Source organism: Nakamurella multipartita DSM 44233, assembly GCF_000024365.1.
GTDB classification, from domain to species: Bacteria; Actinomycetota; Actinomycetes; order Mycobacteriales; family Nakamurellaceae; genus Nakamurella; species Nakamurella multipartita.
This window is the reverse complement of record NC_013235.1, coordinates 2,538,322-2,563,656: the sequence shown is the minus strand read 5'-3', so window position 1 is coordinate 2,563,656 and position 25,335 is coordinate 2,538,322. Positions and strand designations below refer to the sequence as shown.

Below are 25,335 nucleotides of genomic sequence, written 5' to 3'. Positions count from 1 at the left end.
GGCGTTTCCCTGGCCACGCTAACCGTCGGCACCGACAGCGTTCCGGCCGGGCGGGAGCCGATCGGCGACCACGGCCAGGACCGTGACCAGGATCATCTCCACGACGACCAGTGCGCCCTGCCACAGTGCCCACGAGCCACCCGCTCCCAAACCGGCGGTGTCCAGTCCGGTCGCCGACATGATCACCAACACACCCAGGACCGCGGCGAGGGCGGTCAGCGCCAGGGCCAGCCGCCGGGCCGCCGGGGGTGCCCCGCGCAGGGCCAGCACGATGCCCAGCGGCAGGAAGACCAGCGCGACGACGGCGCCGGCCATGTGCGCCTGCGCATGCCCGGACATGGCGCCGCCCCCTTCGTCGGTGCGGACCACGGCCATCAGGGCGGCACCGGCGAAACCGACCCAGAGCACGGGCCGGGTCGGGCCGGGCGCGGCGGCGCCGGCCAGCAACAGCAGCGGCGCGGCGCCCAGCGCCACCGCCCACACGGTGAACACCCAGCCGGTCGGGCCGAGCCCGTACTGGGACACCGAGATCTCCGGCGGGAACGGATCGTCGGTCAGCACCTGCAGGGCGACCCAAAGCAACCAACCCAGAGCCGTGCAGGCCCGGCCGGCGATCAGCGTGGCGGAGCGAGTCCCTGCACCACGTCCGTCCACGAGGGCCATTGTCCGGCCGCCGTGCCGATACCGGTGGCGGCCAGCACGGCGCGGGCGATCGCCCGGGTCACCACGTCAGCCCCTTCGGCGGTGATCTGCCGGTAGGTCAGCGGGTCGGGCGCCGGGCCGTGCTCGGTGGCGACGGCGAACACGATGTCCCCGTCGTCCATCGTGTGCACCGGGTTCAGGGCACGGGCCATCCCGTTCTGGGCGACCGCGGCCAGTTTCGAGCACTGCACCTTGGTCAGGCTCGCGTCGGTGGCCACCACGACCAGCGTGGTGTGCCGCAGCGGGGGCGGCTCGGTGAACCCGAAGCCGGCGACGTCGGGGCTGGTGATCGCGAGCAGGGCGGCCCGGGCCCGCTCGTCCGGGACGGGCAGGCCCGGGGCGTCCTCGGGTCGCAGCAGGTGCGCGCCCAGCAGGGTGCCGGTGTGCGGGTCCAGCGGCGTCCCGGCGGCGTTGACCGCGGCCAGGGCGGCGACGGTGGCGCCTCCGGGCAGGACGGTGGACGCGGTGCCGATGCCACCCTTGAGGCCGCCGACCACGGCACCGGTGCCGGCGCCGACAGTGCCCTGGACCGCGCCGGCCGCCCGGTCCGTCGCGCCGGGCGCGTCGGCCATCGCCTGGGCCAGCGCGGCGGCGCCGAAGCCGGCGTCCGGTCGGGCCGTGTACGAGCCGCCGCGGCCAAGGTCGAACAGGCTGGCGCCGGGCACGATCGGGGCGACGGCGTCCGGGTGCGGGCCCACCGGCAGCCCGATGCGGGCAGCCGCGAGGTGGTCCACCACGCCGCTGCCGGCCGACAGACCGAAGACGCTGCCGCCGGAGAGCACGATGGCGTGCACCCGCTGCACCGAGGCGGTCGGCGCGAGCAGGTCGGTCTCCCGGGTGGCCGGGCCCCCGCCCCGGACGTCGACCCCGGCGACCATGCCTTGATCCGGGCCCAGGACCACCGTGGTCCCGGTCAGGAAGCCCTGGCCGATGGCGGTGTGATGACCGACCCGGATCCCGGCCACGTCGATCAGCGCGTTGAAGCGTCCTGGTCCCATCAGTGGCCTCCGGAGTCCGTCGTGTCCAACGGTTCGCCGCCGTCCGGCGCACCGCGCAAGAAGTGCCGGGCCGCCGCGATGTAGGCCCGGGTGCTGGTGATGATGTCCGCGACGGCGACGTGCTCGTCGGCCTGATGGGCGATCCATTTCCCGCCGGGGCCGTAGACCACGGTGGCCAGTCCGGCGTCGCGGGTCAGGATGGTGCCGTCGGTGGCGCCGGGGACACCCCCGATCACGGCCGGCCGGCCGGTGGCGGCCAGGTGCCCGGCCAGCATCGCCTGCACCACCGGATGATCCGGCGAGGTGTTCACCGGTGGCCGGTCGTCGATGACGGTGAGCTCGGCGGTCAGCCCGCTCGCTCGGGCGATCCGGCTCGCGGTGTCGGCCAGGTCGGCCACCAGCCGGGCGTGCTCGACCTGCGGCGTGGTGCGCACGTCGATGGCCAGGGTGGCGTGCGCCGGCATCACGTTGATCTGGTCGAGCTCGCCCGCCCGCAGCACGGTCGGGGTCAGGCAGATCGGACCCAGCAGCGGGTGCTCGCCGTACGTGGCCCGCAGCACCCGTTCCGTGTCGGCGATCGCGGCCAGCATGGACCCGATGGCCGGCAACGGGTTTCGGCCCATCCAAGGCATCGCCCCGTGCGCCATGGCGCCGGTGAAGCGCACCGCGAGCCGTAATGCCCCCTTGGCCACCGGGCAGACCTCGCCACCCTCGGGCTCGCAGACGATCACCCCGTCCACGGTGCCCACCCCGGGGATCGCACCGGCGACCAGATCGGCGGCGAAACGCTTGGCGCCCAGCATCATTCCTTCTTCGCCGGCCAGCACCCCGACGACGATCCGACCGGTGAACCCGCCGAGCTCGACCGCCCGGGCGGCGTGCAGCATGGCGGCCACCCCGGCCTTCATGTCCGCGCTCCCCCGGCCGCGCAGGATCAGCTCCTGCTCTGCGCCCGGCCCGGGGACGATGTCCCCGACGTAGGGTTCGAACGACCAGCTGTCCGGGTCGCCCTCGGTCACCACGTCGACGTGGCCCTCGAACATCAGGGTCCGCCCGGGCCCGGCTCCCTCGATCGCCCCGTCGATCACGCCGATCGCCGAGTGCCGGCCCGCAGCGACCTCGACGACACTGACCGACCAGCCGAAGTCGCGCATGAGGGCGGCCACCAGCTCGACCGCCGGCCGTTCCACGTCCCCACCGTGAGTCCCACCGTGATTCCCCCCGTGATTCCCACCGTGATCGCCGCCCTGATCCCCGCCGGCCCGGCCGTCGTGCACGGTGCGCAGCCGGACCAGCCGGGCGGCCAGCTCGACCACCGCCAGGGGGTCGAACTCGTCGGGCCCGTTCACGCGCGCGGGTCCGCGCCGCCGCCCCGGAGCTCGCGGAACCGGACCAGTTCGGCCTCGTCGATGCCGTAGGCGTGCTCGGGGGCGGGGAAGCTCACCGCGCGGGTCTCCCGGGCGTAGGCGGCCACGCCGTCGGCCATCGCGTCGAGCAGATCGGCGTAACGACGGACGAACTTGGCCCCCTTGCCCTCCCGGATGCCCAGCAGGTCGTGGAAGACCAGCACCTGCCCGTCGGTGGCCGGCCCGGCGCCGATGCCGATGATCGGCACCGTGGTCAGCGGCATGATCTCGGCGGTCAGCGCATTGGGCACGGCCTCCAGCACGATGCAGAAGCAGCCGGCGTCCTGCAGGGCCAGCAGGCCGTCGGTGATGCGGACGGCGGACTCGGCGCTGCGGCCTTGCGCCCGGTACCCGCCCAACGCCGTGGCCGACTGCGGGGTGAGCCCGACGTGCCCGACCACCGGCACCCCGGCGGCGACGATCGCGCGGGCCCGGCTGACCGAGTCCGGGTCGCCGCGTTCGAGTTTGACCGCGTCGACGCGGGCCTCCTTGACGAACCGCACCGCGGTGGCGATCGCCTGCTCGTCGCTGACCTCGTAGGACCCGAACGGCAGATCGGCGACCAGCATCGCGTGGTTGACCCCGCGGCGGGTCGCCCGGGTCAGCACGAGCATCTCCTCGACGGTGACCTCGACGGTGCTCGGATGGCCGAGCACCGTCATCGCCCCCGAGTCGCCGACCAGCACCATGTCGACGTCGGCGGCCTCCGCGGCCAGCGCGCTCGGGTAGTCGTAGGCGGTGACCATGACGATCTTGCGACCCGCGCGCTTGAGCTCGAACAGGTCGGGGATCGCGATCGGCTTGCGGTCGGCGGGCAGGGCGGGGCGGGTCGACATCGGGTGCTCCTTTGCTCCGGCCGGGCCGCGGTGCGCCGCGCGCGTCCGGACCGCGACCCTACTGTGCGGTCCATTGCTACCACCGGGGGCCCGACCCCTGGGCCAGGTTGTGACCCACTGCACCGCACCGCCGGCGGCCGCCGGCGACTCAGCCGCCCGTGCTGGCCGACGGCGCCGTGCTGGCCGTCCCGCTGCCGGTCGCGCCGGGCGCCGCGGCGGGGTCGCCGGGCACGACCGCATTCGGGTAGAAGATCGGGATCAGCCCCTTGAGGATGGCCAGGGCCGAGCCCTCCCCGTTCGGGATGGTGGCCAGGTTGGTGGCGATGACGATGGTCAGCCCGGTCTTCGGGTCGTGACCCATGAACGTCATGAAGCCGGGGATCTGCCCGTCGTGCCCGTACAGCTGGTCGAACTGGGCGATGCCCAGGCCGTACCCGGCGCCGGTCGTGCCGGGGGCGGCAGGCTGGATGCTGTCCATCCGGATCTTCTGGGTCTGCTGGTCGAGCAGGCCGCCGTCGACCAGGGCCTCGACGTAGGTCTTCATGTCCTGCACGGTGGAGATCGCGCCGCCGGCCGTCCATGCCCAGGACGGGTTGGCCATCGTCTCGTTGTTGGGCAGCAGGCGACCGTCCAGCGCGAGCGGCTGGTCCGCGGCCGGCAGCGCGTACGTATCGATCGTCGAGGTGTTGCTGCCGAACGAGTAACCCTGCGGGTGCGGGTTGGGGATGTCCGAGTTCAGCGGCAGGGAGGTGTCTTTCAGGCCCAACGGGGTGAAGATCCGTTCCTGGAACGCCTCCGACGCGGTCATGCCGGTCAGCTTCTCGATGACCATGCCGAGCAGGATGATGTTGGTGTTGCTGTAGTTGAACTCCTGCGCGGGCGGCCCGTTCTGCGGGTGGCTGAAGGCGATGTCGATCAGTTCCTGCGGCGTCCAGACCTTCTGCGGCTGCTGGTCCAGGGTGTTGTTGAAGGTGGTGTCGAAGCTGTAGCTGTACAGGCCGCTGCGCATCTCGGACAGGTTGGCGATGGTGATCTGGTCGCCGCCGGGCACCCCGGGGATGTACTTGGAGATCGGGTCGTCCAGGGCGAGCTTGCCCTCCTGGACCAGTTGCAGGATGACCGTCGAGGTCATCGTCTTGGTGTTGCTGCCGATCCGGAAGTGGTCGCCGGCGGACATGGGTTGCTCGTCGCCCCAGGTCCGGGTGCCGAAGGTGCCGGTCCAGTCGCCCTGATCCGGGGACGCGATCAGCACCACCGCACCGGGAATCACGTTGTCCTGCATCACCTTGCGCACCGCCGCGCTCACCTCGGCGGCGTAGGCCGGCGTCGCGCCGGTCGATCCGGGGGTGGCCGAGCCCGACCCGGATCCGGACGCTGTCGAACCGGCTGTCGAACCACCTGTCGAACCGCCCGACGAAGCGGCCGATGAACCGGTCGAGGAGGTCGTGGCGCTGGATCCGGACGACGTGCAGGCGGCCACGCCCAGCGTGCCCGCCACCAGCAACGCGGTCAGGGCGGTGGTCGATCGGCGCGGCGTGCGCAATGGGGTCATGGAACTACCTGCTTCTGTGTCGAGGTACCCGTGCCCGGTCAGCTCACCGGGTGGCCGCCCGCCGGGCAATACACCTGGCACTACATTTGCCGGCCGGTCCGGCCCGCGGGGGCCGGCACTGCGGTCAGCCCTTCTTGATCGGCGGCGGGTTGTCCGGGACCACGGTCAGCGCGACCTGTCGCCAGAGTTGGTCGGCCGCGTTGACGTAGGCGCCGGTGGTCGCGTCGAACGCCGCCGGGTCGTAGGTCACGGCGACCGCGATCGCCACGTCCTGGCTCGGCAGGTAGGCCTCGACGGCGGATTCGCCGGAGAACAGCGGGTTCTGCAGCAACCAGTCGTCGCTGATCACCACGCCCAGGCCGTAGGTGTAGCCGATGCCCTGCTCGAAGCAGGCCGGGCAGCCGGCCACCGCACTGGTCTTGCCCCGCAGCTCGGTCGAGGAGAACGTCGCGTAGGACTGCGGCGAGAGCAGCCGGCCCGAGTTGATGGCCCGGGCGGTCACGCTCAGGTCGCGCAGGTTGGTCGTCTGGATCGCCCCTTGGGCCAGCGTCCAGGACGGATTCCAGAAGGTGGACTCCTCGTACAGGGCGATGTCGGCGGGCACCTTGAGCGCGCTCCGGCGCTCGCTGGTGAACGCGTGCAGGACCGGCTCGAGGATGGCCGGAGTGCCGTCGTTCCCGGAAGTCTGGGTGAGCCCGAGCGGGTCCAGCACCTTGCTGCGCAGCAGCTCGTCCAGCGGCTGCCCGGTGATCTTCTCCAGGGCCAGGCCCAGGATCACGTAGTTGGTGTGGGCGTAGTTCCAGTTGGTGCCCGGGGTGTAATACAGCGGCTGGTCGACGGCAAAGGACAGCAGCTCCTGCGGGGTCCACTGCTTGTACGGGTCCGCGTAGTTGGCGGCGGTCAGCTCCGGCGTCTGCTCGTAATCGACGTAGCCCGAGGTCATCTGGGCCAGCTGGCGCAGGGTCACCTGATCGGTGTGGGGGATGTCCGGCAGCCAGGTCGACACCTTGTCGTCCAGTGCGACCTTGCCCTCGTCGACCAGGATCAGCAGCAGCGTGGACATGTAGGAGATGGCCACCGCGCCGTTGCGAAAGTGCATGTCGGTGGTCGCCGGCACCCCGGTCATCGACTCGCCGACGGCCTGCTCGACCAGCACGTCCTCACCCCGGGTGACCCGGATCAGGACCGAGCGCAGATGGTTGTCCTGCACAAAGGTGTTCACCACGTTCATCACTTGCGCGGTCAGGGCCGCGTCGGCCGGGGCGGCCCCGCTGCCCCCCGCCGGCGACGTCGTCCCGGCGATACTCGACGCCGCTGTGGTGGAGACAGCAGTGGTGGACCCACCTGTGGTGGGCAAAGCAGTGCTGGACGCGGTGGTGCCGCCGGAGGTGCAGGCGGTGACCGCCAGCAGGGCGCCGGCCAGCAGGCCGGCCAGTCGAATGCGCACGTCAGCTCCTTCGGCCGCGCGGCGGCCGGGGACGCGTGCCGCCCCGGGCACCGGCCTGCCACCAGCTCATCACGTCGGGCGGCCCGCGGGAATAGCGCTGGCACTACACCGGGCGCGCCTCGGCCGGAGATCAGGCGCGGGGGTGCAGCACCACGTTGTCGATCAGGCGTACGCCGCCGATCACTGCGGCGACGGCGAGCAGCGCCGGGCCGGCGACGAGCACCCGGACCGGCAGGAAGGTGTCGGCGTCCACCAGCTCGAGGTATTCCACGTCAATGGCGTTGTCGGACAGCACCTTTCGAGCAACCTGCACCACCGCCCCGGCGTCGACGATGCCGTTGGCCACGGCCACCTCGGCCTCCCACAGGGCCGCCGAGATGTGCGCCGCACGGGCCCGTTCGAACGGGCTCAGCCGCCGGTTGCGGCTGGACATGGCCATCCCGTCGGGCTCCCGGACCGTGGGCACGACGACGATCTCGGTGGGAATGTTCAGATCGGCCACCATCGCCCGGACCACCCGCACCTGCTGGGCGTCCTTCTGGCCGAAATAGGCCCGGTCGGGCGAGACCATGCCGAACAGCTTGCTGACCACCGTGGTCACCCCCTGGAAGTGACCGACCCCGCGGTGCGCCCCCTCCAACGCCTCGACGATCGGCCCGTGCAGGCTGACCGTGGCGGTGAATCCGGGCGGGTAGACCTCGGCCACGCCGGGGGCGAAGAGCACGTCCACCCCCGCCGAGGCGGCCAGTTCGGCGTCCTTGTGCTCGTCGCGCGGATAGGCGGCCAGATCGGCGGGATCGTTGAACTGGGTCGGATTGACGAAGATCGACATCACGACCACGTCGTCGGCCGCGCGGGCGCGCCGGGCCAGCTCCAGGTGCCCTTCGTGCAAGGCACCCATGGTCGGCACGAACCCGACGGAGCCCTCCCCCCGGTAGGGACGCAGCAGCTCACGCAGGTCGGGGACGGTCCGGACGATCTTCATGGGCGGACAGGACTCCGGCGGGTCGAGGGGACAAACCTGTCCGGAGGGTATCGCGGCCGCGCGCCCGCATGCGCACGCCGCCCGCCCAGCGGGCGAAAGGAGCCGGTCATCGCTCGTTCGTCAGTGACCGTGCTGCCGGCGGGACCGGCTGCCGCGAGCTGGCGCAGGAGCGGTCAACGTTCTGCGCAAGGCCGACCGGGGCGGATCAGCCGTCGCGAGCACCCTCGCCGCCGGCCGCCGGGTCGGCGGCGGCCTGAACCGGGACGGGTTCGGTGACCAGTCGCCGGGTCGCCCCGACCAGCGCGTCCAGCAGTTCGAGCAGCTGCGGGGCCCGTTCGGCGACGGCCGCGCGATGCCGGGCCACGGTGCCGGTGTCACCGCGAGCCACCGGGCCGGTGAGTGCGGCCGGTCCGACCCGAGCCCAGTTCTCCAGGGCGGCCCGGGCCAGCGGCACCAGCACCTGGCGGTCCAGGCCGGCCGAGGCCAGCAGCTCGGCCGCGGCCGCCTCGACGGTGATCAGGTAGTTCGCCGCGATCGACGCGGCGGCGTGGTAGGCCACCCGGTCCCGATCGGCCACCCGCACGGCCCGCAGCCCGACCACGCCGGCCAGCGTGCGAGCGGTGTCCAGGGCACCCGGGTCCGATCCGTCCACCGCGGCCCACACGCCCCGGAAGTCGGCGCCGGCCGGGGTGACCGTCATCAGCGGGTGCACGCTGAAGCCGCGTCGGGGTCCCAGCACGTCCAGGCCGCAGGCCCCCGAGCAGTGCCCGAGCACAGCCGGAGGTTCGATCGACGCGGCGGCGGTGGCGATGGCATCGTCCGGCACGCAGAGCAGCACCACGGCGTCGCCGGCCCCGGCATAGCCCCGCCCGTGCGGCCCGGTGACGGCGACCCCGGCCGCCCGGAGCGCGGCGGCCAGCGCCGAGCCGAGCCGGCCAGCCCCGACGATGGCCAGCGGCTGCGGCAGGGGCGACCGGTCAGTCGGGCCGGCCGCAGCGCCGACGGCGGGCGGCTCGGTCAGCGCCCGGGCCCGTACTGGCCGGGCGGCGGCTGATAGCCCGGCGGCGGCTGCTGGTACCCGGGCGGCGGCGGTTGGTAGCCCGGGGGCGGTCCCTGATGGCGGCCCTGGCCGGGAGGCGGCCCGCCCTGATAGCCCGGTTGTTGCGGCGGACGCTGCTGCTGGGCCGGGGGCTGCTGTCCGGACGCCGACTGCGGCTGCGCGGCCCGTTCGTCGTCCGGGTCGGCGGTCTTGCCGGTGGAGATCGCCGGGCGCTCCGGCGGGCCGACCTCGCCGCGGTAGGCGGCGATGCGGGCCGCCTCCTGGTCGGCGATGGTCAGCGCGGCCTCCTGCTCGACCTTGGCGACGGCGGCGGCGACCTCCTGAGCCGAGGTGCCCTCGAACCAGTCGGCCACGTCGTCGTCGATGTCCCCCGGCCGCGGCTTGGGGTTGTCCGGATCGGCCGGTTCCTCCTTGGGCGGTTCGTACCGGAAGACCCCGTCGTCACCCTTGGTGCCCAGCATCCGGGCGAAGCCCTCGAGCGACTTGTTGAAATCGCTGGGAATGAGCCAAACCTTGTTCGCATCACCCTGCGCCATCTGCGGCAGGGTCTGCAGGTATTGGTAGGCCAGCAGTTCCGGCGTCGGCTTGGCCGATTTGACGGCGGCGAAGACCTTTTCGATCGCCTTGGCCTGGCCCTGCGCCTGCAGGAAACGGGCGGCCCGCTCACCCTGGGCGCGCAGGATGCGGGACTGCCGCTCGCCCTCGGCGGACAGGATGGCGGCCTGCTTGGCCCCCTCGGCGGAGAGCACCGCGGCCTGCTTCTGCCCCTCGGCCGTCTTGATCGACGACTCCCGCTGGCCCTCGGAGTTCAGGATCATCGCGCGCTTGTCCCGATCGGCGCGCATCTGCTTCTCCATCGCCTCCTGGATCGACGGCGGCGGGTCGATCGCCTTGAGCTCGACCCGGGCGACCCGGATGCCCCACTTGCCGGTGGCCTCGTCCAGCACCCCGCGCAACTGCCCGTTGATCGAGTCGCGGCTGGTCAGGGTCTGTTCCAGGTTCATCCCACCGACCACGTTGCGCAGCGTGGTGGTGGTCAGCTGCTCGACGGCCACGATGTAGTTGGCGATCTCGTAGACCGCCGCCCGCGGGTCGGTGACCTGGAAGTAGACGACGGTGTCGATGGAGACGGTCAGGTTGTCCTCGGTGATGACCGGCTGCGGCGGGAAGGAAACGACCTGCTCCCGCAGGTCGATCCGGGCCCGGATCCGGTCCAGGAACGGGATCAGCCAGACCAGACCGGCGCTGCCGGTCTTGTTGTACCGGCCGAGGCGCTCGATCACCGCGGCCTGGGCCTGCGGGATCACCTTGACCGACCGGACCAGCACCACGATCACCAAGATGGCGACGACGAGTGCGACGATCAGTGCGACATCCATTGCTCATGCCCCCCAAATAACGACTGCGGTGGCCCCGCGGACCTCGACGACCGTGACGGATGTACCCGGCGGCAGGGCACGGTGCCCGTCCAGGCTGACCGCCGACCAGACCTCGCCGCCAATCTTGACCTGACCGCCATCGGCGTCCACGGTGGACACCACGGTGGCCTTGGACCCGATGATCGCGTCGATGCCGGTGCGGGTCTGCGACGGTTGGTAGTACCTGCGCAGCAGCATCGGCCGCAGGCCCAGCACCAGCGCGACCGAGGACAGCGCAAACACCAGGACCTGCAACCACAGCAGCTCCGGGAAGAACGCGGCGAAGCCGGCGGTGATCAACGCACCGCCGCCGAGCATCAGCAGGACGAACTCGGCGCCCAGGACCTCGGCGATGGACAGCAGGACGCCGCCGACGAGCCAGATCCATGCGGACATGACCCCATCCTGCCAGAGCGCGACCCGGCCCCGACGGCGTCGACAGGTCTCGGACCGGGTACAGGAGCGACACGATCCGGCCATCAATGCGAGTGATCCGGGTCGCGGAGGTTCACGGTCTGAGCGGTACCCGTGCACGGAGGGTATCGTCCCGGCCGGTCTCACCCGGCGACATCGGCCGCCGGCCGCACCCCGGAAGGGCAGGGAAATCCGATGACAGCAACGGCAACCGACGATCCCCACATCGAACTGGTCCGGACCGATCCGGACCAGCCACCGGTGGCGGTGCGCGGCCACCGGCCGATGAAACCGGCGGCCAAGGCCGTCTACGCGGTCATCGGCCTGCTCGGCGCCATCGGCTGGACGATGATCGCGATCGTCCGCGGCGAAGCGGTGAACGCGGTCTGGTTCGTGGTCGCGGCCGTGTGCACCTACTTCATCGCCTTCCGCTTCTACGCCCGGCTGATCGAGTACAAGGTGGTCAAGCCGCGCGACGACCGGGCCACGCCGGCCGAGACCTACGCCAACGGCAAGGATTTCGACCCCACCGATCGCCGGGTGCTGTTCGGTCACCACTTCGCGGCGATCGCCGGCGCCGGCCCGCTGGTCGGACCCGTGCTGGCCGCGCAGATGGGTTACCTGCCCGGCACCATGTGGATCATCATCGGCGTGGTGCTGGCCGGCGGCGTCCAGGACTACCTGGTGCTGTGGCTGTCCACCCGCCGCCGGGGCCGCAGCCTGGGCCAGATGGCCCGGGACGAATTGGGCAGCTTCGGCGGGATCGCCGCGATGATCGCCGTCTTCGTCATCATGATCATCCTGATCGCGGTGCTGGCCCTGGTCGTGGTGAACGCCCTGGCCGAGAGCCCTTGGGGTGTCTTCTCCCTGGCCATGACCATCCCGATCGCCCTGTTCATGGGCTTCTACCTGCGCTACCTTCGGCCCGGCCGGGTCTCCGAGGTCACCGTCATCGGCGTCGCGTTGCTGTTGCTGGCCATCGTTTCCGGCGGCTGGGTCGCCCAGACCGAGTGGGGCCAGAGCTGGTTCACCCTGTCCAAGGTCACGCTGGCCTGGGCCATCATCATCTACGGCTTCGCCGCTTCGGTGCTGCCGGTGTGGATGCTGCTCGCGCCCCGGGACTACCTGTCCACCTTCATGAAGGTCGGCACCATCATGCTGCTGGCGGTGGGCATCGTCATCGCCCAGCCGACCGTGCAGATGCCGGCCATCACCTCGTTCGCGATCAACGGCAACGGGCCGGCGTTCGCGGGCTCCCTGTTCCCGTTCCTGTTCATCACCATCGCCTGCGGGGCGCTGTCCGGATTCCATGCGCTGATCTGCTCGGGCACCACCCCGAAGATGGTGGAGAACGAAAGCCAGACCCGGATGATCGGCTACGGCGGCATGCTGACCGAGTCGTTCGTGGCCATCATGGCCCTGGTCACCGCCGTGATCATCGACCAGCACCTGTATTTCGTGATGAACGCCCCGCTCGGGCTGACCGGCGGGACCGCCGAGACGGCCGCCGCCTACGTCAACGGCCTGGGCCTGACCAGCCCGAACATCAGCCCCGACCTGATCAACCAGGCCGCCGCCGACGTCGGCGAGCAATCGATCATCTCCCGTACCGGCGGCGCCCCGACGCTGGCCTTCGGCATGTCCGACGTGCTGCACTCGGCCCTGTGGGGCCTGGGCGGCAAGGCGTTCTGGTACCACTTCGCGATCATGTTCGAGGCGCTGTTCATCCTGACCACCGTGGATGCCGGTACCCGGGTGGCCCGTTTCATGCTCTCGGACTCGCTGGGCAACATCCCCGGCGCCCGCAAGTTCCGCGACCCGTCCTGGCGGGTCGGCGCCTGGGTGTGCTCGGCCGTGGTCGTGCTGGCCTGGGGCATGATCCTGCTGATGGGCGTCACCGACCCGCTGGGCGGCATCAACACCCTCTTCCCGCTGTTCGGTATCGCCAACCAGCTGCTGGCGGCCATCGCGCTGACCCTGGTGTTCACCGTGTTGATCAAGAAGCGGATGTACAAGTGGTGCTGGATCCCGGGTGTTCCGCTGGTCTGGGACCTGGTGGTGACCCTGACGGCGTCCTACCAGAAGATCTTCTCCTCGGTGCCGGCAATCGGATACTGGGCGCAGCACAACGCATTCAAGACCGCCCAGGAGTCCGGGGCGCAGAAGTTCGGCACCGCGTCCTCGCCCGAGGCGATCGCCGCGGTGGTCCGCAACACCTTCATCCAGGGCACCTTGTCGATCATTTTCGCGACCCTGGTCATCCTGGTGGTCATCGCCGCCGCCATCGTGTGCGTCCGGTCGATCCGGGCCGGCGGGCTGCCGACCAGCGAGGAGCCGGACACCCCGTCGCACACGTTCGCGCCGCGCGGCTTCGTGGCCACCCCGGAGGAGAAGAAGATCGAGGCGCAGTGGGCCGAAATCACCCCGGCCCGGGTCCCGCACGGAGCACACCATTGACCGCCCAACCGGTTTCGATCGGTTCGGTCCGGGCCGCCGGGTCCGCCTGCGGGCGGGCCTGGCGGGGCCTGCGGTGGTGGGTGGGCTCGGTGCTGGGTGACACCGCGTACGCGCGGTACGTCGAGCATCTGCGCCGCACCCACCCCGGCGAGCCGGTCCCCACCGAACGCGAGTACTGGCGGCAGCGGTACGCCGAGCAGGACGCCCACCCGGGCGCCCGCTGCTGCTGACCGCTCCGGCCGGGGGCGACGGAAAATTTTGCGCGGCGCGCCGCCGTACAGCCGGCGCGCCGCGCGGAGAGTGGCGTGTGGGTCGGCGCGCGAAGCGTGCCGACAGGGTGGGACAGGCGAGCACGAGCGGCAACACGAGCAAAGGACACAAGCAAAGGACGCTGCCATTGGGTGGCCTCCACCACCTTGCCGTTCTCGGTCCTGACCCCCCGCGACAGCGTCGAGAGCAGCATCACCGACCGGACGAATCCGGACAAGAGGTCCACCCTTTGTTCACCGCCGCCGCGGCGTACTTCACCCTCGGAGCGGCCCCGGCGGGTGGGAGTTGCACGCAGCGTGATGACGAATTTCATCGATGTGGTTCCGCCGGGCGAGCCGGCGGGTCCGGAGCATCCGCGACCGCCCGCGTGCTCAGCCCTCCGGCTCGGTGACGAAGTCGATCAGCCGCTCGACGGCGGTCATCAGCGGGGTGTCCACATCCCGGTAGCTGCGGACCGAACCGTTGATGCGACCCCACAGCGTGTGCACGTCGGAGAATCCGAGCGCCTGGCACACACCGGTTTTCCAGTCGGTGCCGCGGGCAACGGTCGGCCAGGCCGCGATGCCGACGGCGGAGGGCCGCACGGCCTGCCAGATGTCGATGTACGGGTGACCGGTGACCAGCACGAAGCGGCTCGCCGGCCCGGACTGGACGGTGGCCGCGATGCGACTCTCCTTCGACCCCGGGACCAGGTGATCGGCCAGCACCCCGACCCGCCGGCCCGGCCCCGGCCCGAACTCGGCGACGGCGTCGGGCAGGTTGTCCAACCCGTCCAGCGGCTCCACCACGATCCCCTCGACCCGCAGGTCGTGCCCCCAGACCCGCTCCACCAGGGCCGCGTCGTGCACCCCCTCCACCCAGATGCGGCTGGCCCGGGCGGTCCGGGCCCGCAACCCGGCGACGGCCCGCGATCCGGACGCGGTGCGGGCCGGGGCGGCCGGGGCGGCCTTGGGCCGGACCAGCGTCACCTGCTGCCCGTCGACCAGGAAGGCGCCGACGGTCAGCGGGAAGTTGCGCCGCTTGCCGTGCCGGTCCTCCAGCGTCACCGCACTGTTCGTGCAGGCGACGACGAGCCCGCAGAAGCCGGACAGCGGGTCCTCGGCGACCACCTCGCCGGTGGCCGGTAGCTCCGGAATCACCCTGGGCGGCCGCGGGGTCAACGGATCACGGTAGGAGCGCGTCACGGCCGCTGAACCTACCGGGGTGCCGCCGCCGGGCCGGGTCGGCACGCCCGAGATCACAGCGACCGGCGCCGGACCCGCCACCAACCCAGCGTGAATCCGGCGGCTGCGATCACCGTGCCGAGGCCGGCCAGGCTCAGGGTCACCTGGGTGCGCCGATCGGCCGCGACGTACTCGACGTACGACGCCACGACGCCCGCGCCGGTCAGGCACCGCTGCCAGGCCGCGTCACCATCGGCCTGACTCCCCGACGGCCCCACGTCGAACGGGCACGACGGGACCGGCACCGTCCGGCCGGCGGCGTCCAGGTAGCCATAGCCGACCTGGTAGCCGCCCTCCGGCAGCACCCCGTACGCCTGGGCCACCGGCGTGACGACGCGGTCGTGCGGGGCCAGGTCGACGTAGGCGCCGTAGCCCAGCGCCGCGGTGACCACCGTGGCCAGGACGAACGCCAGGGTCAGCGCGGCGGCCAGCGAACGGAGCAGGGCGCCGGCCGGCACGCCGACGCCGAAGGCGATCAGGGTGAGGATGGCCGGCACGGTGCCGTTGGTCTGAAAGTCGGGGACTGCGAAGGGGCTCCATGGCTCCAGCCCGGGCGCGGTGACCACCCACTGGGCGAGCAGGCCCAGGGCCAGCACGCCCACGGTCAGCGGGGCGACCACCACAGCGCACTTTGTCCAGTACCAGCGGAACCGGCCGACCCCCTGACTGAATGCGAAGAGCGTGGTCCCCCGCTCCCGCTCGGGACCGACGACCATCGTCCCGCCCAGGGCACCCAACCCGACCGGCAGCACCACCAGGGACAGCCGCAACCAGAGCCAGAACCGATTGTCGTCGGCATACTGGGACCCGCCGGGCGGCCGAGCGTCGTAGATCAGGCGGAAGACCACCATCGCGACCGCCACCACCAGCATCAGGCCCAGGCCGGACAGCACGAGGGTGCGGTGCTGTCGCCAGGCCACCCACCACATGCCGCCGGGAGCCCGACCGGCGAGGGGGCGGGCCGGCGCGATCGACGTGGTGTTCATGCTGCCTCCCGGTGGTCGGCGGCCGCCCGCAGTCGGGCGATCACCACTTCCTCGAGCGTGGGTTCGGCCTCGGTCCACCCCTCGGGGACCACGGCCGGGCGCCCGTCCAGCAGGACGGTGACCTGCCGTACGCTGCGCCGGATCTCGACCGCCGCCGGCCGCAATGTGGCCAAGGTGGTCTCGTCGTCGTCCGGGCCGGTGAGCAGCCGGTGCCGTTGCACCAGGTGCTCGATCGGCGCGTGCAGGGTGATCCGGCCGCCGGTGAGCAGGGCGAGATGATCGCAGGCGTCCTCGATCTCGCTGAGCACGTGGGAGGACATCAGCACGGTCAGCCCGCTGTCGGCGGCCTGCGCGAGCAACGTCTGGGCGACCTCCAGCCGGGCCAGCGGGTCGAGCTCGGCCAACGGCTCGTCCAGCAGCACCAGGGTCGGCCGGCGGGCCAGCACGATGGCCAGGGCCAAACGGGTGCGTTGCCCGCCGGACAGCGTGCGCACCCGAGCGCCCCGGTCCAGGCGGGCCTCCTCGCACAGCCGATCGGCGAGCGGGCCGTCCCAGCTGGTGTTGAGGTGACGGGCCAGCTCCAGCATGGTGTCCACCGTGAACTGCCGGTACAACGGCCGGGCCTGGCCCAGATAACTCAGCTCGGGATGACCGGGCGACGTGCCGGCGGGCGCGCCGAGGACGTCGATCCGGCCTTCGGTCAGTTCCAGCAACCCGGCCGCGGCGAGCATGAGCGTGCTCTTGCCGGCGCCGTTGGGGCCGACCAGGGCGGTGATGGAGCCCGCCGACAGTTCCAGCTCGCAGTGCCGCAACGCCCAGCCCCGGCGGTATCGCACACCGGCGTCGTGGACCTGCAGGATCGCCCCGTGTGCCTGTTCACTGCTCATCCCCACTCACCCGAATTCCTTGTCCAACGCTGCCTTCACCAGTGCCTCCAGCTCGTGCCGGGCCAGCCCGGCCGCCTTGGCGCGACCCACCCACCCGGTCAGTTCCTCGCCCACCGGCGAGTGCGGTCCGATCTCGTCCCGGGCCAGCCCGCGGAGCACGAACGTGCCCGCGCCCACCCGGCCCTCGACCAACCCCTCACGTTCCAGCTCGCGGTAGGCCTTGAGCACGGTGTTCGGGTTGATGGCCGTGCTGGCCACGACTTCCCTGGCCGTGGGCAGCTTGTCGCCGACGCCGAGTCGCCCGAGCAGGAGCGCCTGGCGAACCTGCTCGACGATCTGCAGGTAGGTCGGCATCCCCGAACGCCGGTCGATCCGGAACTCGATCACCTCAATTACACTACTCAACTAGTGCAATAGGTCAATAGCGGTGAACGGGCCCGGCAGCTCGAACCCCGCCGGAAACGCGGCTGTCGCAGGCGTGACGTACCGTGGCGCTCGTGTCAGTGTCCGGAGCCGTCCGTGCGGCGACCACGCTCGCCCTGTGGTCGGCCGCGTGGCAGGGCGGCGCCAGCCCGGACGACGTGCTGCAGGCCATCGACGGCGCCGACCACCGGGCCGGTGTGCGCGCGGCGACCGACGAGATCGCGGTGATGACGGGCCTGCCCGGCCCGGGCAGCCCGACCGCGGGGTCGGCCGCGCTGCTGCCGCTGCTGCGGGACGCCGGCGAGGCGCAGTTGCTGCTGCCCTACCCGGGCGACCTGCGCGGCCTGCCGACGTCCGGAGAGCTGACGGTCACCGCGCTGGACGCCGGCGCCGCGGTCACCTTGACCGGACCGTCGCTGGCCGTGGTCCCGGTCAACGGGCACTGGCGGGTTTTCGCCAACTCGGCCCGGCATCCGGCCGATGATCTGGCCCAGGCCCATGACCGGTTGGACGACGAGGTCGCCCGGGCCACCCGGAGCCTGACCGCGCTGGACGTGGCCCGACAGTCGGACGGGGCCCGGGAGCGGGTCCGGCAGCTGATCCTGGCCGATGCGGTGTCCACCCCGCCGGACATGCCGCGGCCGGCGTCGGCGCTGCTGGCCACCTCGATCTCGCTGCAGGCGCTGCTCACGGTGGCCGACAGCCACGACACGGCCACCGTCACCAGCTACCAGATGGCCGCCGTCGACGACGCGTTGCGGCCGCTGGCCATCGCCATCCGCGAGGCCCGGCGGGCGGCGGTGGCCGCCGGCGTCCGCGGCCTGGGCCGGCGATCCACCGGCGCACCGCGCGGGCTCGGGCGCTCGCTCTAGGACGCTCCTGAATAACGGTCACTTGTGGGTTCGGGAGTTCGCTTTGGGACAGTGGGAGCGTTCGCGCGTGATCGGGCTGTCAGGCGTGGTCCTGAGTCGTCGCCCGGCCCTGGATGATTCTCCTGACTGATCGGAGGGACGGGCCGTTGCTCACGGCCCGGTGAGGTCTCGTGCCGGCCGGTCAGGCCGGTGCAATGGTCCACGTCCCGCTCACCCGCGTCAGCCCGAGGGTGAGCATTCGCCTGAGGTTGATCGCAGCGGCGCGGTGGTGCCACCAGTGGTCGTTCTTGGCGACGCCGCGGTAGCGGACTTTGCGGTTGCCGCGGACCAGCCAGGAGATCGATCGTTCGACCATCGGCCGGTGCCGTCGGTAGACCTGTTGGAAGTCCTCGGTTTCCGCTTGTCGACGGGCCGCCCTGAGCAGGCTTTCGTACTCGGTCAGCTTCAGCGATCGACCGGCGTCGCTGGTCGTGCATTGGGCCCGGAGCGGGCAGCCGCGGCAAGCCGCTCCGAAGGTGACGGACCATTGCGCGGTGATCGACCGGGTCACCCCGTTCGGGCAGGTGGCCGTCCTGGCCTCGGGGTCGACGGTGAAGTCGTCCAGGGTGAACCCGCCCGGCACGGCCGACCGCAGCGGGAACGGCTTGATCAACGCGATGTGCCCGGCATGGTCCAGTTCGGCCCGCGCGGATCCCGATCCGTACGCCGAATCGGCCAGCACGTGCAGCTTTTCGGTCTCCTGTGCCAGCAAGGTGGGTCCAACCTCGGCGTCGCTGTTGCCGCGTCCGCTGGCCATGGTCACCGCGCAGGCGGTGACCAGACCGGTGTCGGGTTCGACCGCGATGTGTGCCTTGAACCCGTCCTGCCGCCGGTGGACGGTCTTGTGGGCGTGCCGCGCCTCCGGGTCCACGGTGGAGATCACCCGGTCCCGGGGCGACCCGCTGCGCGATCCGCCACCGTCCGTCGGTGCCGTCCGAGCCCTCGACCGGTTCCACGTCCTGCCCGGCGACCAACGCCAAGAGGGCGACCGCGTCCGCCGCCTTCGGTCCGAGCTCCTGGTCGGGCAGGTGTCCCAGCACCCGATGCGCGTCGGTGACCAGCGCATCGACAAGGGCCTCGCGGGCCTGCTGATCGTTCCAGGCGATCGCCGGTTTGCCCGGGTCGTCATAGTCGTGAGCCGAGCAGTGCTCGCCGACGACCTCGGCGGCGCCGGGTACCTCGCGGCGGACCCGGCGGATCGCCGCGATCAACTGGGTGACCGTGTCCTGGGTGGCGACCGCGTCGTCCAGGATCGTGGAATCCAACGCTCGCCTGCTCTTTCCAGCCAGCACCCCGGTCTGGTCCACGACCTGGCGGACCGCGTCGAAGATCCGGTTCGGCGACTGCGAAGCGGCCAGCCGACGCCGCCAGTACGTCAATGTCGTGGCATGGAACGCCGCAGCGGTCACCGGTAACCCGCACGCTGCCTTCCACCGCAGATCGAACGTCACCGAGTCCACCGTGTCCGCGTCGGACAGGCCGTGCAGAGCCTGCAGCACAATCACCGACGCCATCACGTCGGCCGGCACTGACGGGCGGCCCCGACCCGACGGAAACAGATCCGCGAACATGCCGTCCGGGAACACCTCCCGACGGTGCGCGGCCAGAAACGCGAACACGCTGCCCGGCTTGAGCAGCCCACCGACTACCGACTCGGCATCCAACAACTCACGCTGATCCCGCGACCGACCCTGCACACCAAGATCATCCCGAACCCACAAGATCAACAGGGGCCGACATACGGATAATTCAGGAGCGTCCTAGCCCCCCGCGCACGGCCGTCGGAGTATCACTCGGCCGGGGCGGCCACCTCTTTCTTGCCGAAGCCCAGGGCGTGGAACCCGCCGTCGACCATCACCATCGAGCCGCTGGTCGCCGGGAACAGGTCGGACAGCAGCGCGACCGCGGCCCGGGCCACCGGCGTCGGGTCGGAGGTGTCCCAGCCCAGCGGGGCGCGGGTGCTCCAGCCGTTCTCCAAGTCCACGAAGCCGGGGATCGACTTGGCCGCGATGGTCTTGATCGGGCCGGCCGAGACCAGGTTGACCCGGATCCCCATCGGGCCCAGGTCGCGGGCCAGGTACCGGGTCACCGACTCCAGCGCGGCCTTGGCCACGCCCATCCAGTCGTAGGCCGGCCAGGCCTGGCGGGCGTCGAAGTCCAGACCGACGATGCTGCCGCCGTCGGTCATCAGCGGCAACGCCGCGACGGCCAGCGACTTGAGCGAGTAGGCGGAGGTGTGCACGGTGGTGGCCACGTCCTCCCAGGGGCAGTCCAGGAAGTCCCCACCCAGGGCGGTGGCCGGCGCGAACCCGATGGAGTGCAGCACCCCATCGAGCCGGTTCACGTGCTCGCCGACCCGGTCGGCCAACGAGTCCAGCTGGGCCTTGTCGGTGACGTCGAGCTCGACCACCGGGGCCGGGGCCGGCAGCCGCTTGGCGATCCGCTCGACCAGCGACAGCCGCCCGTAGCCGGTCAGCACCACGTTCGCGCCCTGCTGCTGGGCCAGCCGCGCGGTGTGGAACGCCATCGAGGCCTCGGTGATGATGCCGGTGATGAGCAGGTTCTTGCCGGCGAGCAGGTCGCTGCCGAGGTGGTCGGCCATCTGGTGTTCCTCCGGGGGTGGGGATCGGGAGTGGGTGAAGCGGGGTGGGTCAGTGGCCCATGCCCAGGCCACCGTCGACCGGCAGGACCGCGCCGGTGATGTAGGCGGCCCGATCGGAGGCCAGGAAGGCGACGGCGTCGGCGATCTCGGACGGCTCCGCGTACCGCTTCAACGGCACCTGGTTGACGATCTCGGTGCGCCGGGCCTCGGGCAGGGACTGCGTCATGTCGGTATCGACGAATCCGGGGGCGATCACGTTGGCGGTGATGTGGCGCGAGCCCAGTTCGCGGGCGATCGAGCGGGCCAGGCCGACCAGGCCGGCCTTGGACGCCGAGTAGTTGGCCTGCCCGGCCCCGCCGGACAGCCCGACCACGGAGGAGATGAAGATCATCCGCCCCCAGCGCTTGCGCAGCATGCCGGACGCGGCCCGCTTGGCCACCCGGTAGGCGCCGGTCAGGTTGGCGTCCACCACCGAGGTGAAGGTGTCCTCGCTCATCCGCAGCAGCAGCGTGTCGTCGGTGATGCCGGCGTTGGCGACCAGGATCTCCACCGGCCCCTGATCGGCCTCGACCTGGCTGAACGCGGCGTCGATGCTGGCCGCGTCGGTCACGTCGCAGATGACTCCGGACAGCCCCTGCGGGGGCTCCCCGGAACGATGGGTGACCGTCACCCGATGACCGTCGGCGGCCAGGGCCCGGGCGATGGCCAACCCGATTCCCCGGTTGCCACCGGTCACCAGCGCCGATCGCCCGGTTGCGGGTGCTTGCGTCACGTCGTCCGTCCCGTCTGTGTCGCCGGCCGTTCGGGCCCGCCGGGCCCGGAACTGTCCGTGTCGTGCAGAGCCGACCTCAGGACGGAACACCACCGGGGCAACACCGTCCCGCTGCCGGGACAGACCTTATCCGGACCCGGGCCGCGGGACCCGGCAGGCGCGTCAGGGGATGCGTGCGGTGATCACCAGCGCCGCCGCCGACCCGAGCACCACCAGCATGGTCCCCGCGATCAGCCACGGCTTGGAGACGTCGCGTTCCTTGGTCTCGTAGCCGATCTGCTCCCCCAGCTGGGCGTAGATCGACTTGAGCTCCTCGGCGGACGCGGCCTGGTGGAAGTCACCGCCGGAGATCTGCGCGATCTGCTGCATCGCCTCGGTGTCCAGCGGCACCGGGATCACCTCGTCGTTGACGGTGATGGATCCGTTGTCGGTGCCGAACGCGATCACCGAGACGGGCACACCGGCATCGGCGGCGCGCTGGGCGGCGTCCTGCTCGGTGCGGCCCACGGTGCGCTTGCCGTCGGTCATCAACACGATCCGGGCCGGCGGGGGCCCGGTGTCGGTGCCGTCCGGCGGCAGCGTCTTGGAGAACAGCTCGATCGTCTGCAGGCTGGAGATGATCGCCTCGCCGGTGGCGGTGCGCTCGTCCAGGGTGAGCCCGTCGATCGCCTGCTTGGCCACCGTGCGGTCGGTGGTCGGGCTGACCAGGACGGTGGCGATGCCGGCGAACGAGACGATGCCCAGGTTCACGCCCGGGGTCAGATCGTCGACGAACGACTGCGCCGCCTCCTTGGCCGCGTCCAGCCGATTGGGGGCGACGTCCGTCGCCTCCATGGACAGCGACGTGTCGACGGCCAGCATGACCACGGCCCGGTTGCGCGGCTCCTTGGCCTGCGCGGTCGGACCGGCCAGCGCGACGGTCAGCAGCATCAACCCGACCAGCACCAGCGCCGTGGGGATGTGCCGCCACCAGCCCGGACGGCCGGGGGCCACCTTGTCCAGCAGCTCCAGGTTGGCGAACTTGACGGTGTTGCGGCGGCGTCGTCGTTGCGCGATCAGGTACCCGACGCCGAGGGCCAGCACGAGGAGGCCGGCGGCGAGCCACCAGGGCGAGGCGAAACTCATTACTGCCAGGCCTCCCCGCCGCGGGGCGTGCGGTTGGGGGTGCCGGGGGCGGTGGCCCCGGTCCAGCCACGCTTGCGGCCCACGATGAACCGCAACACGTCGGCGATCCAGTCGCCGTCGGTGCGCAGGACCAGCTGGGCCGCGCCGGCCCGCCGCAGCGCCCCGGCCACCTGCGCACGGTGCTCGGCGGAGGCCTTGGCGAAGGCCGCCCGCAGCCCGGCGCTGGTCGAGACCTCCTTGCTGCGACCGGTTTCCGGGTCGACCAGGGTGACAAGGCCGACGGCCGGCAACTCCAGGTCGCGGGGGTCGATGACCTCGACGGCGAGCAGGTCGTGCCGGGCGGACAGGCCGCGCAGCGGGCGCTCCCAGTCCACCGGGCCGATGAAGTCGGAGATGACCACGACCAGACCCCGCCGCCGCGGCGGGCGCCGCAGCTGCTCCAGCGCGGTGGCCAGGTCACCCCGGTCGCCCGGAGTGGCCCGGGGGTTGTTGGCCAGCGTGCGCAGCAGGTACTCCAGGTGCGGGCGGCCGCCGCGGGCCGGCACCCGGGCCAGCTGCGAGCCGGACGCCACGATGGCCCCGATCCGGTTGCCGCCGCCCCGGGTCAGGTGCCCGACCGCGGCCGCGGCGGCGACCACCAGGTCCCGCTTCTCGCAGCCGACGGTGCCGAAGTCCAGCGAGGCCGACAGGTCGGCCACTAGCCAGGTCTCCAGCTCACGGTCGGCGACGGTCTGCCGGATGTGCGGCTCGGTGGTCCGCGCGGTCACCGACCAGTCCATCCGGCGCACGTCGTCGCCCGGGTAGTACGGCCGGGCGTCGCCCGGTTCGGTCCCCGGACCCGGCACCAGGCCCAGGTGGTTGCCCTGCAGCAGCCCGTCCAGGCGGCGCCGGACGGTCAGCTCCAGGGTGCTCAGCGCCGCGTCCAGGCGGGTCGGATCGGCCGTCCGGGGTGGGGCCCCCGGATTCGGCGGCAGCTCCTGCGGGGCCGCGTCCATCAAGCGACGCCGGGATGCACGTACGGGCTGACCTGGGGCAGCGGGATGGCCTGCAGCAGGCGGGTGAGCACCGCCTCCACCGGTACCCCGTCGGCCAGCGCGTCGTAGGACAGCACCAGCCGGTGCCGCAGCACGTCGGCGGCGACGTCGACGACGTCCTGCGGCACGACGAAGTCGCGCCCGCGCACCAGGGCCAGCGCGCGGGAGGCGGCGATCATGCCCAGCGACGCCCGCGGCGAGGCGCCGTAGGACAGCCACCCGGCCACATCCTTGAGCCCGTGCTCGGCCGGCGTGCGGGTGGCGAACACCAGCCGCACGACGTAGTCGACCAGGGCGTGATGGACGAACACGGTCGCCGCGACCTGCTGCAGCCGGGCCAGCTCGGTGATCGGCAGCACCTGGTTCGGGGTGGGCGGGGTGACGCCCATCCGGTAGACGATCTCGCGCTCCTCGTCCGGCACCGGGTAGTCGACCAGCAGCTTGAACAGGAACCGGTCGCGCTGGGCCTCCGGCAACGGGTAGACGCCCTCGTTTTCGATCGGGTTCTGGGTGGCCATCACCAGGAACGGGTCGGGCATCGGGAAGGTCTTGCCGCCGATCGAGACGTGCCGTTCGGCCATCACCTCCAGCAGGGCCGACTGCACCTTGGCCGGGGCCCGGTTGATCTCGTCGGTCAGCACGAAATTGGCCACCACCGGGCCCAGCTCGATGTCGAACTGCTCCCGGCCCACCCGGTAGATGCGAGTGCCCAGCAGGTCGGAAGGCACCAGGTCGGGGGTGAACTGGATCCGGTTGAAGGTGCCGCCGACCACCCGGGCGAAGGTCTCGACCGCCAGCGTCTTGGCCACCCCGGGGACGCCCTCGATCAGCAGGTGACCGCGGGCCAGCAGGCCGACCAGCATCCGCTCGACCAACCGGTCCTGCCCGACGATGATCCGCTTGACCTCGAACACCGTGCGTTCGAGCAGCGCGGCGTCCGCCGTGGGGGTGTTCGGGGCGGGCGGTCGGTGGGCCGGCGACGGCCCGGGCGCGGCGCCGGCCGCCGGGCCGGCGACTCCCCCGCTCGACGCGTGTGTGCTCAACGGTCCTCCTGTCCGCAGGCGGCCCGCACTGCGGGCGCCGGTTCAAGACTGCCATTGTCCGAACGCTGCGCCGAGGCCGGTTCGCCCGGCCGGTCACCGAGCGGGCCGCTCGATGACCAACTCACAGCCGATGCCCATCGGTTTGTCACGACGGCCCCAGACGGGACGAGCTCGACCGCAGGCGGCGCAGGTCCTCGGGGGTGTCCACATCGGCGGTCGCGTCCTCGCGTCCGGCCACCGGCACCGGGTCCAGCGGGCCCAGCAGGTCGCGCACGGATCGCTGGTGCCAGCTCGGCTGCTGCCGCAGGGCGCCGGTCAGGGCGCCCCACCGCCACACGCCGGCCAGCCACTGGGACCGGCCCTCGCCGTCCAGCAGCACCGCCCCGGTCCGGCCGACCCGGGCGCACAGGGCGGCCACGGTCGCGGCGTCGATGGCCGTCAGATCGGCGGCCAGAACCACCACCAGGGCCTGGCTCGGCCGGGCCGGCAGGGCGGCGACGCCAGCGGCGAGCGCGGCGGCCGGACCCCCGCCGGGCGGATCCTCCCGAACGACCAGGACGCCGGGCGGGACGTCGCGGTCCGGGCCGACCACCACCGTCGGCACCCCGGCGACCGCGGCCAGCGCCACGTCCAGCAATGTCCTCTCACCGATGCGCAGGGCGGGTTTGTCCACCCCACCGAGCCGGCGGCCGCGGCCACCGGCCAGCACGACGGCCGCGGACGGACCCGGTGACCCCGACGGGTGCGCTGACGCGGACGGCATGGACCCGATTGTCGTCCGGCC

23 protein-coding genes and 1 pseudogene are annotated in these 25,335 nt (G+C 71.9%); 3 read left to right on the top strand and 21 right to left on the bottom strand.

All coding sequences use genetic code 11. From position 1 onward, the window contains the following. Positions 1-18: 18 nt before the first annotated feature. The 10 genes from NAMU_RS11535 to NAMU_RS11485 form a co-directional block, all read right to left on the bottom strand. Entirely contained in the window at positions 19-654 is a 636-nt protein-coding gene (locus NAMU_RS11535; protein ID WP_169312486.1) for a DUF998 domain-containing protein, read from the bottom strand. Then, on the bottom strand, positions 615-1,700 hold the full coding sequence (locus NAMU_RS11530; protein ID WP_015747585.1) for a P1 family peptidase: 1,086 nt from the start codon (positions 1,698-1,700) through the stop codon (positions 615-617). Before NAMU_RS11530 ends, NAMU_RS11535 begins: the two co-directional genes overlap by 40 nt. Next, entirely contained in the window at positions 1,700-3,049 is a 1,350-nt protein-coding gene (locus NAMU_RS11525; RefSeq protein WP_015747584.1) for a M20 family metallopeptidase, read from the bottom strand. The genes NAMU_RS11530 and NAMU_RS11525 overlap by 1 nt, the downstream gene beginning before the upstream one ends. Then, positions 3,046-3,942, bottom strand: coding sequence for a 3-methyl-2-oxobutanoate hydroxymethyltransferase (gene panB / locus NAMU_RS11520; protein WP_015747583.1), 897 nt, complete (start codon positions 3,940-3,942; stop codon positions 3,046-3,048). The genes NAMU_RS11525 and panB overlap by 4 nt, the downstream gene beginning before the upstream one ends. Before the next feature lie 148 nt (positions 3,943-4,090). Beyond that, a complete protein-coding gene (locus tag NAMU_RS11515) occupies positions 4,091-5,494 on the bottom strand; it encodes a serine hydrolase domain-containing protein (protein ID WP_015747582.1) in 1,404 nt (467 codons plus the stop codon). Between the two features lie 124 nt (positions 5,495-5,618). Further along, entirely contained in the window at positions 5,619-6,851 is a 1,233-nt protein-coding gene (locus NAMU_RS11510) for a serine hydrolase domain-containing protein (protein WP_052308175.1), read from the bottom strand. A 220-nt stretch (positions 6,852-7,071) separates the two neighbouring features. Beyond that, a complete protein-coding gene (gene panC / locus NAMU_RS11505; RefSeq protein WP_015747580.1) occupies positions 7,072-7,926 on the bottom strand; it encodes a pantoate--beta-alanine ligase in 855 nt (284 codons plus the stop codon). Positions 7,927-8,131: 205 nt separating this feature from the next. Next, entirely contained in the window at positions 8,132-8,752 is a 621-nt protein-coding gene (locus NAMU_RS11500) for a DUF2520 domain-containing protein (RefSeq protein ID WP_217180818.1), read from the bottom strand. Between the two features lie 191 nt (positions 8,753-8,943). After that, a complete protein-coding gene (locus NAMU_RS11490; protein ID WP_015747578.1) occupies positions 8,944-10,365 on the bottom strand; it encodes an SPFH domain-containing protein in 1,422 nt (473 codons plus the stop codon). 3 nt (positions 10,366-10,368) lie between these two features. Beyond that, complete coding sequence (locus tag NAMU_RS11485) at positions 10,369-10,800, bottom strand: NfeD family protein (protein WP_015747577.1); 432 nt, start codon at positions 10,798-10,800, stop codon at positions 10,369-10,371. 213 nt (positions 10,801-11,013) lie between these two features. On the opposite strand from NAMU_RS11485, the gene NAMU_RS11480 reads away from it, so the two are divergent. Beyond that, on the top strand, positions 11,014-13,275 hold the full coding sequence (locus tag NAMU_RS11480) for a carbon starvation CstA family protein (protein WP_015747576.1): 2,262 nt from the start codon (positions 11,014-11,016) through the stop codon (positions 13,273-13,275). Beyond that, positions 13,272-13,505, top strand: coding sequence for a YbdD/YjiX family protein (locus tag NAMU_RS11475; protein ID WP_015747575.1), 234 nt, complete (start codon positions 13,272-13,274; stop codon positions 13,503-13,505). The genes NAMU_RS11480 and NAMU_RS11475 overlap by 4 nt, the downstream gene beginning before the upstream one ends. 411 nt (positions 13,506-13,916) lie before the next feature. Here the strand turns inward: NAMU_RS11475 and NAMU_RS11470 are convergent, their stop codons facing one another. The 4 genes from NAMU_RS11470 to NAMU_RS11455 are packed head-to-tail and all read right to left on the bottom strand — an operon-like array spanning position 13,917 to position 17,028. Further along, entirely contained in the window at positions 13,917-14,729 is an 813-nt protein-coding gene (locus NAMU_RS11470; protein ID WP_041370426.1) for a DUF3097 domain-containing protein, read from the bottom strand. Between the two features lie 53 nt (positions 14,730-14,782). Beyond that, positions 14,783-15,754: an ABC transporter permease gene (locus tag NAMU_RS11465; RefSeq protein WP_015747573.1), complete on the bottom strand. Its 972-nt coding sequence runs from the start codon at positions 15,752-15,754 to the stop codon at positions 14,783-14,785. After that, a complete protein-coding gene (locus NAMU_RS11460; RefSeq protein WP_015747572.1) occupies positions 15,751-16,641 on the bottom strand; it encodes an ABC transporter ATP-binding protein in 891 nt (296 codons plus the stop codon). The genes NAMU_RS11465 and NAMU_RS11460 overlap by 4 nt, the downstream gene beginning before the upstream one ends. A 6-nt stretch (positions 16,642-16,647) precedes the next feature. Continuing rightward, positions 16,648-17,028 (bottom strand): GntR family transcriptional regulator, encoded by a 381-nt coding sequence (locus tag NAMU_RS11455; RefSeq protein WP_015747571.1) that lies wholly within the window; start codon positions 17,026-17,028, stop codon positions 16,648-16,650. A 110-nt stretch (positions 17,029-17,138) separates the two neighbouring features. Between NAMU_RS11455 and NAMU_RS11450 the strand changes: the two genes are divergently transcribed. Next, on the top strand, positions 17,139-17,936 hold the full coding sequence (locus tag NAMU_RS11450) for a hypothetical protein (protein WP_138180110.1): 798 nt from the start codon (positions 17,139-17,141) through the stop codon (positions 17,934-17,936). A 181-nt stretch (positions 17,937-18,117) separates the two neighbouring features. Here NAMU_RS11450 and NAMU_RS11445 read toward each other — a convergent pair. The 7 genes and pseudogenes from NAMU_RS11445 to mobA all read right to left on the bottom strand — a co-directional run bounded on the left by NAMU_RS11445 (position 18,118) and on the right by mobA (position 25,314). Then, positions 18,118-19,672 (bottom strand): annotated as a pseudogene (locus tag NAMU_RS11445) (IS1182-like element ISNml3 family transposase). 92 nt (positions 19,673-19,764) lie between these two features. Next, positions 19,765-20,577, bottom strand: a complete 813-nt coding sequence (fabI, locus tag NAMU_RS11440) for an enoyl-ACP reductase FabI (protein WP_015747569.1) — start codon at positions 20,575-20,577, stop codon at positions 19,765-19,767. A 49-nt stretch (positions 20,578-20,626) separates the two neighbouring features. After that, the gene (gene fabG / locus NAMU_RS11435) at positions 20,627-21,349 is read right to left on the bottom strand and encodes a beta-ketoacyl-ACP reductase (protein ID WP_015747568.1); all 723 of its coding nucleotides are present in this window, start codon (positions 21,347-21,349) and stop codon (positions 20,627-20,629) included. Positions 21,350-21,511: 162 nt separating this feature from the next. Then, positions 21,512-22,483: a VWA domain-containing protein gene (locus NAMU_RS11430; protein WP_041368767.1), complete on the bottom strand. Its 972-nt coding sequence runs from the start codon at positions 22,481-22,483 to the stop codon at positions 21,512-21,514. Next, positions 22,474-23,469 (bottom strand): DUF58 domain-containing protein, encoded by a 996-nt coding sequence (locus NAMU_RS11425; protein WP_015747566.1) that lies wholly within the window; start codon positions 23,467-23,469, stop codon positions 22,474-22,476. The genes NAMU_RS11430 and NAMU_RS11425 overlap by 10 nt, the downstream gene beginning before the upstream one ends. Continuing rightward, entirely contained in the window at positions 23,469-24,437 is a 969-nt protein-coding gene (locus tag NAMU_RS11420; RefSeq protein ID WP_407669239.1) for an AAA family ATPase, read from the bottom strand. Before NAMU_RS11420 ends, NAMU_RS11425 begins: the two co-directional genes overlap by 1 nt. A 259-nt stretch (positions 24,438-24,696) precedes the next feature. Continuing rightward, positions 24,697-25,314 (bottom strand): molybdenum cofactor guanylyltransferase, encoded by a 618-nt coding sequence (gene mobA / locus NAMU_RS11415; RefSeq protein ID WP_015747564.1) that lies wholly within the window; start codon positions 25,312-25,314, stop codon positions 24,697-24,699. Between the last annotated feature and the right edge of the window lie 21 nt (positions 25,315-25,335).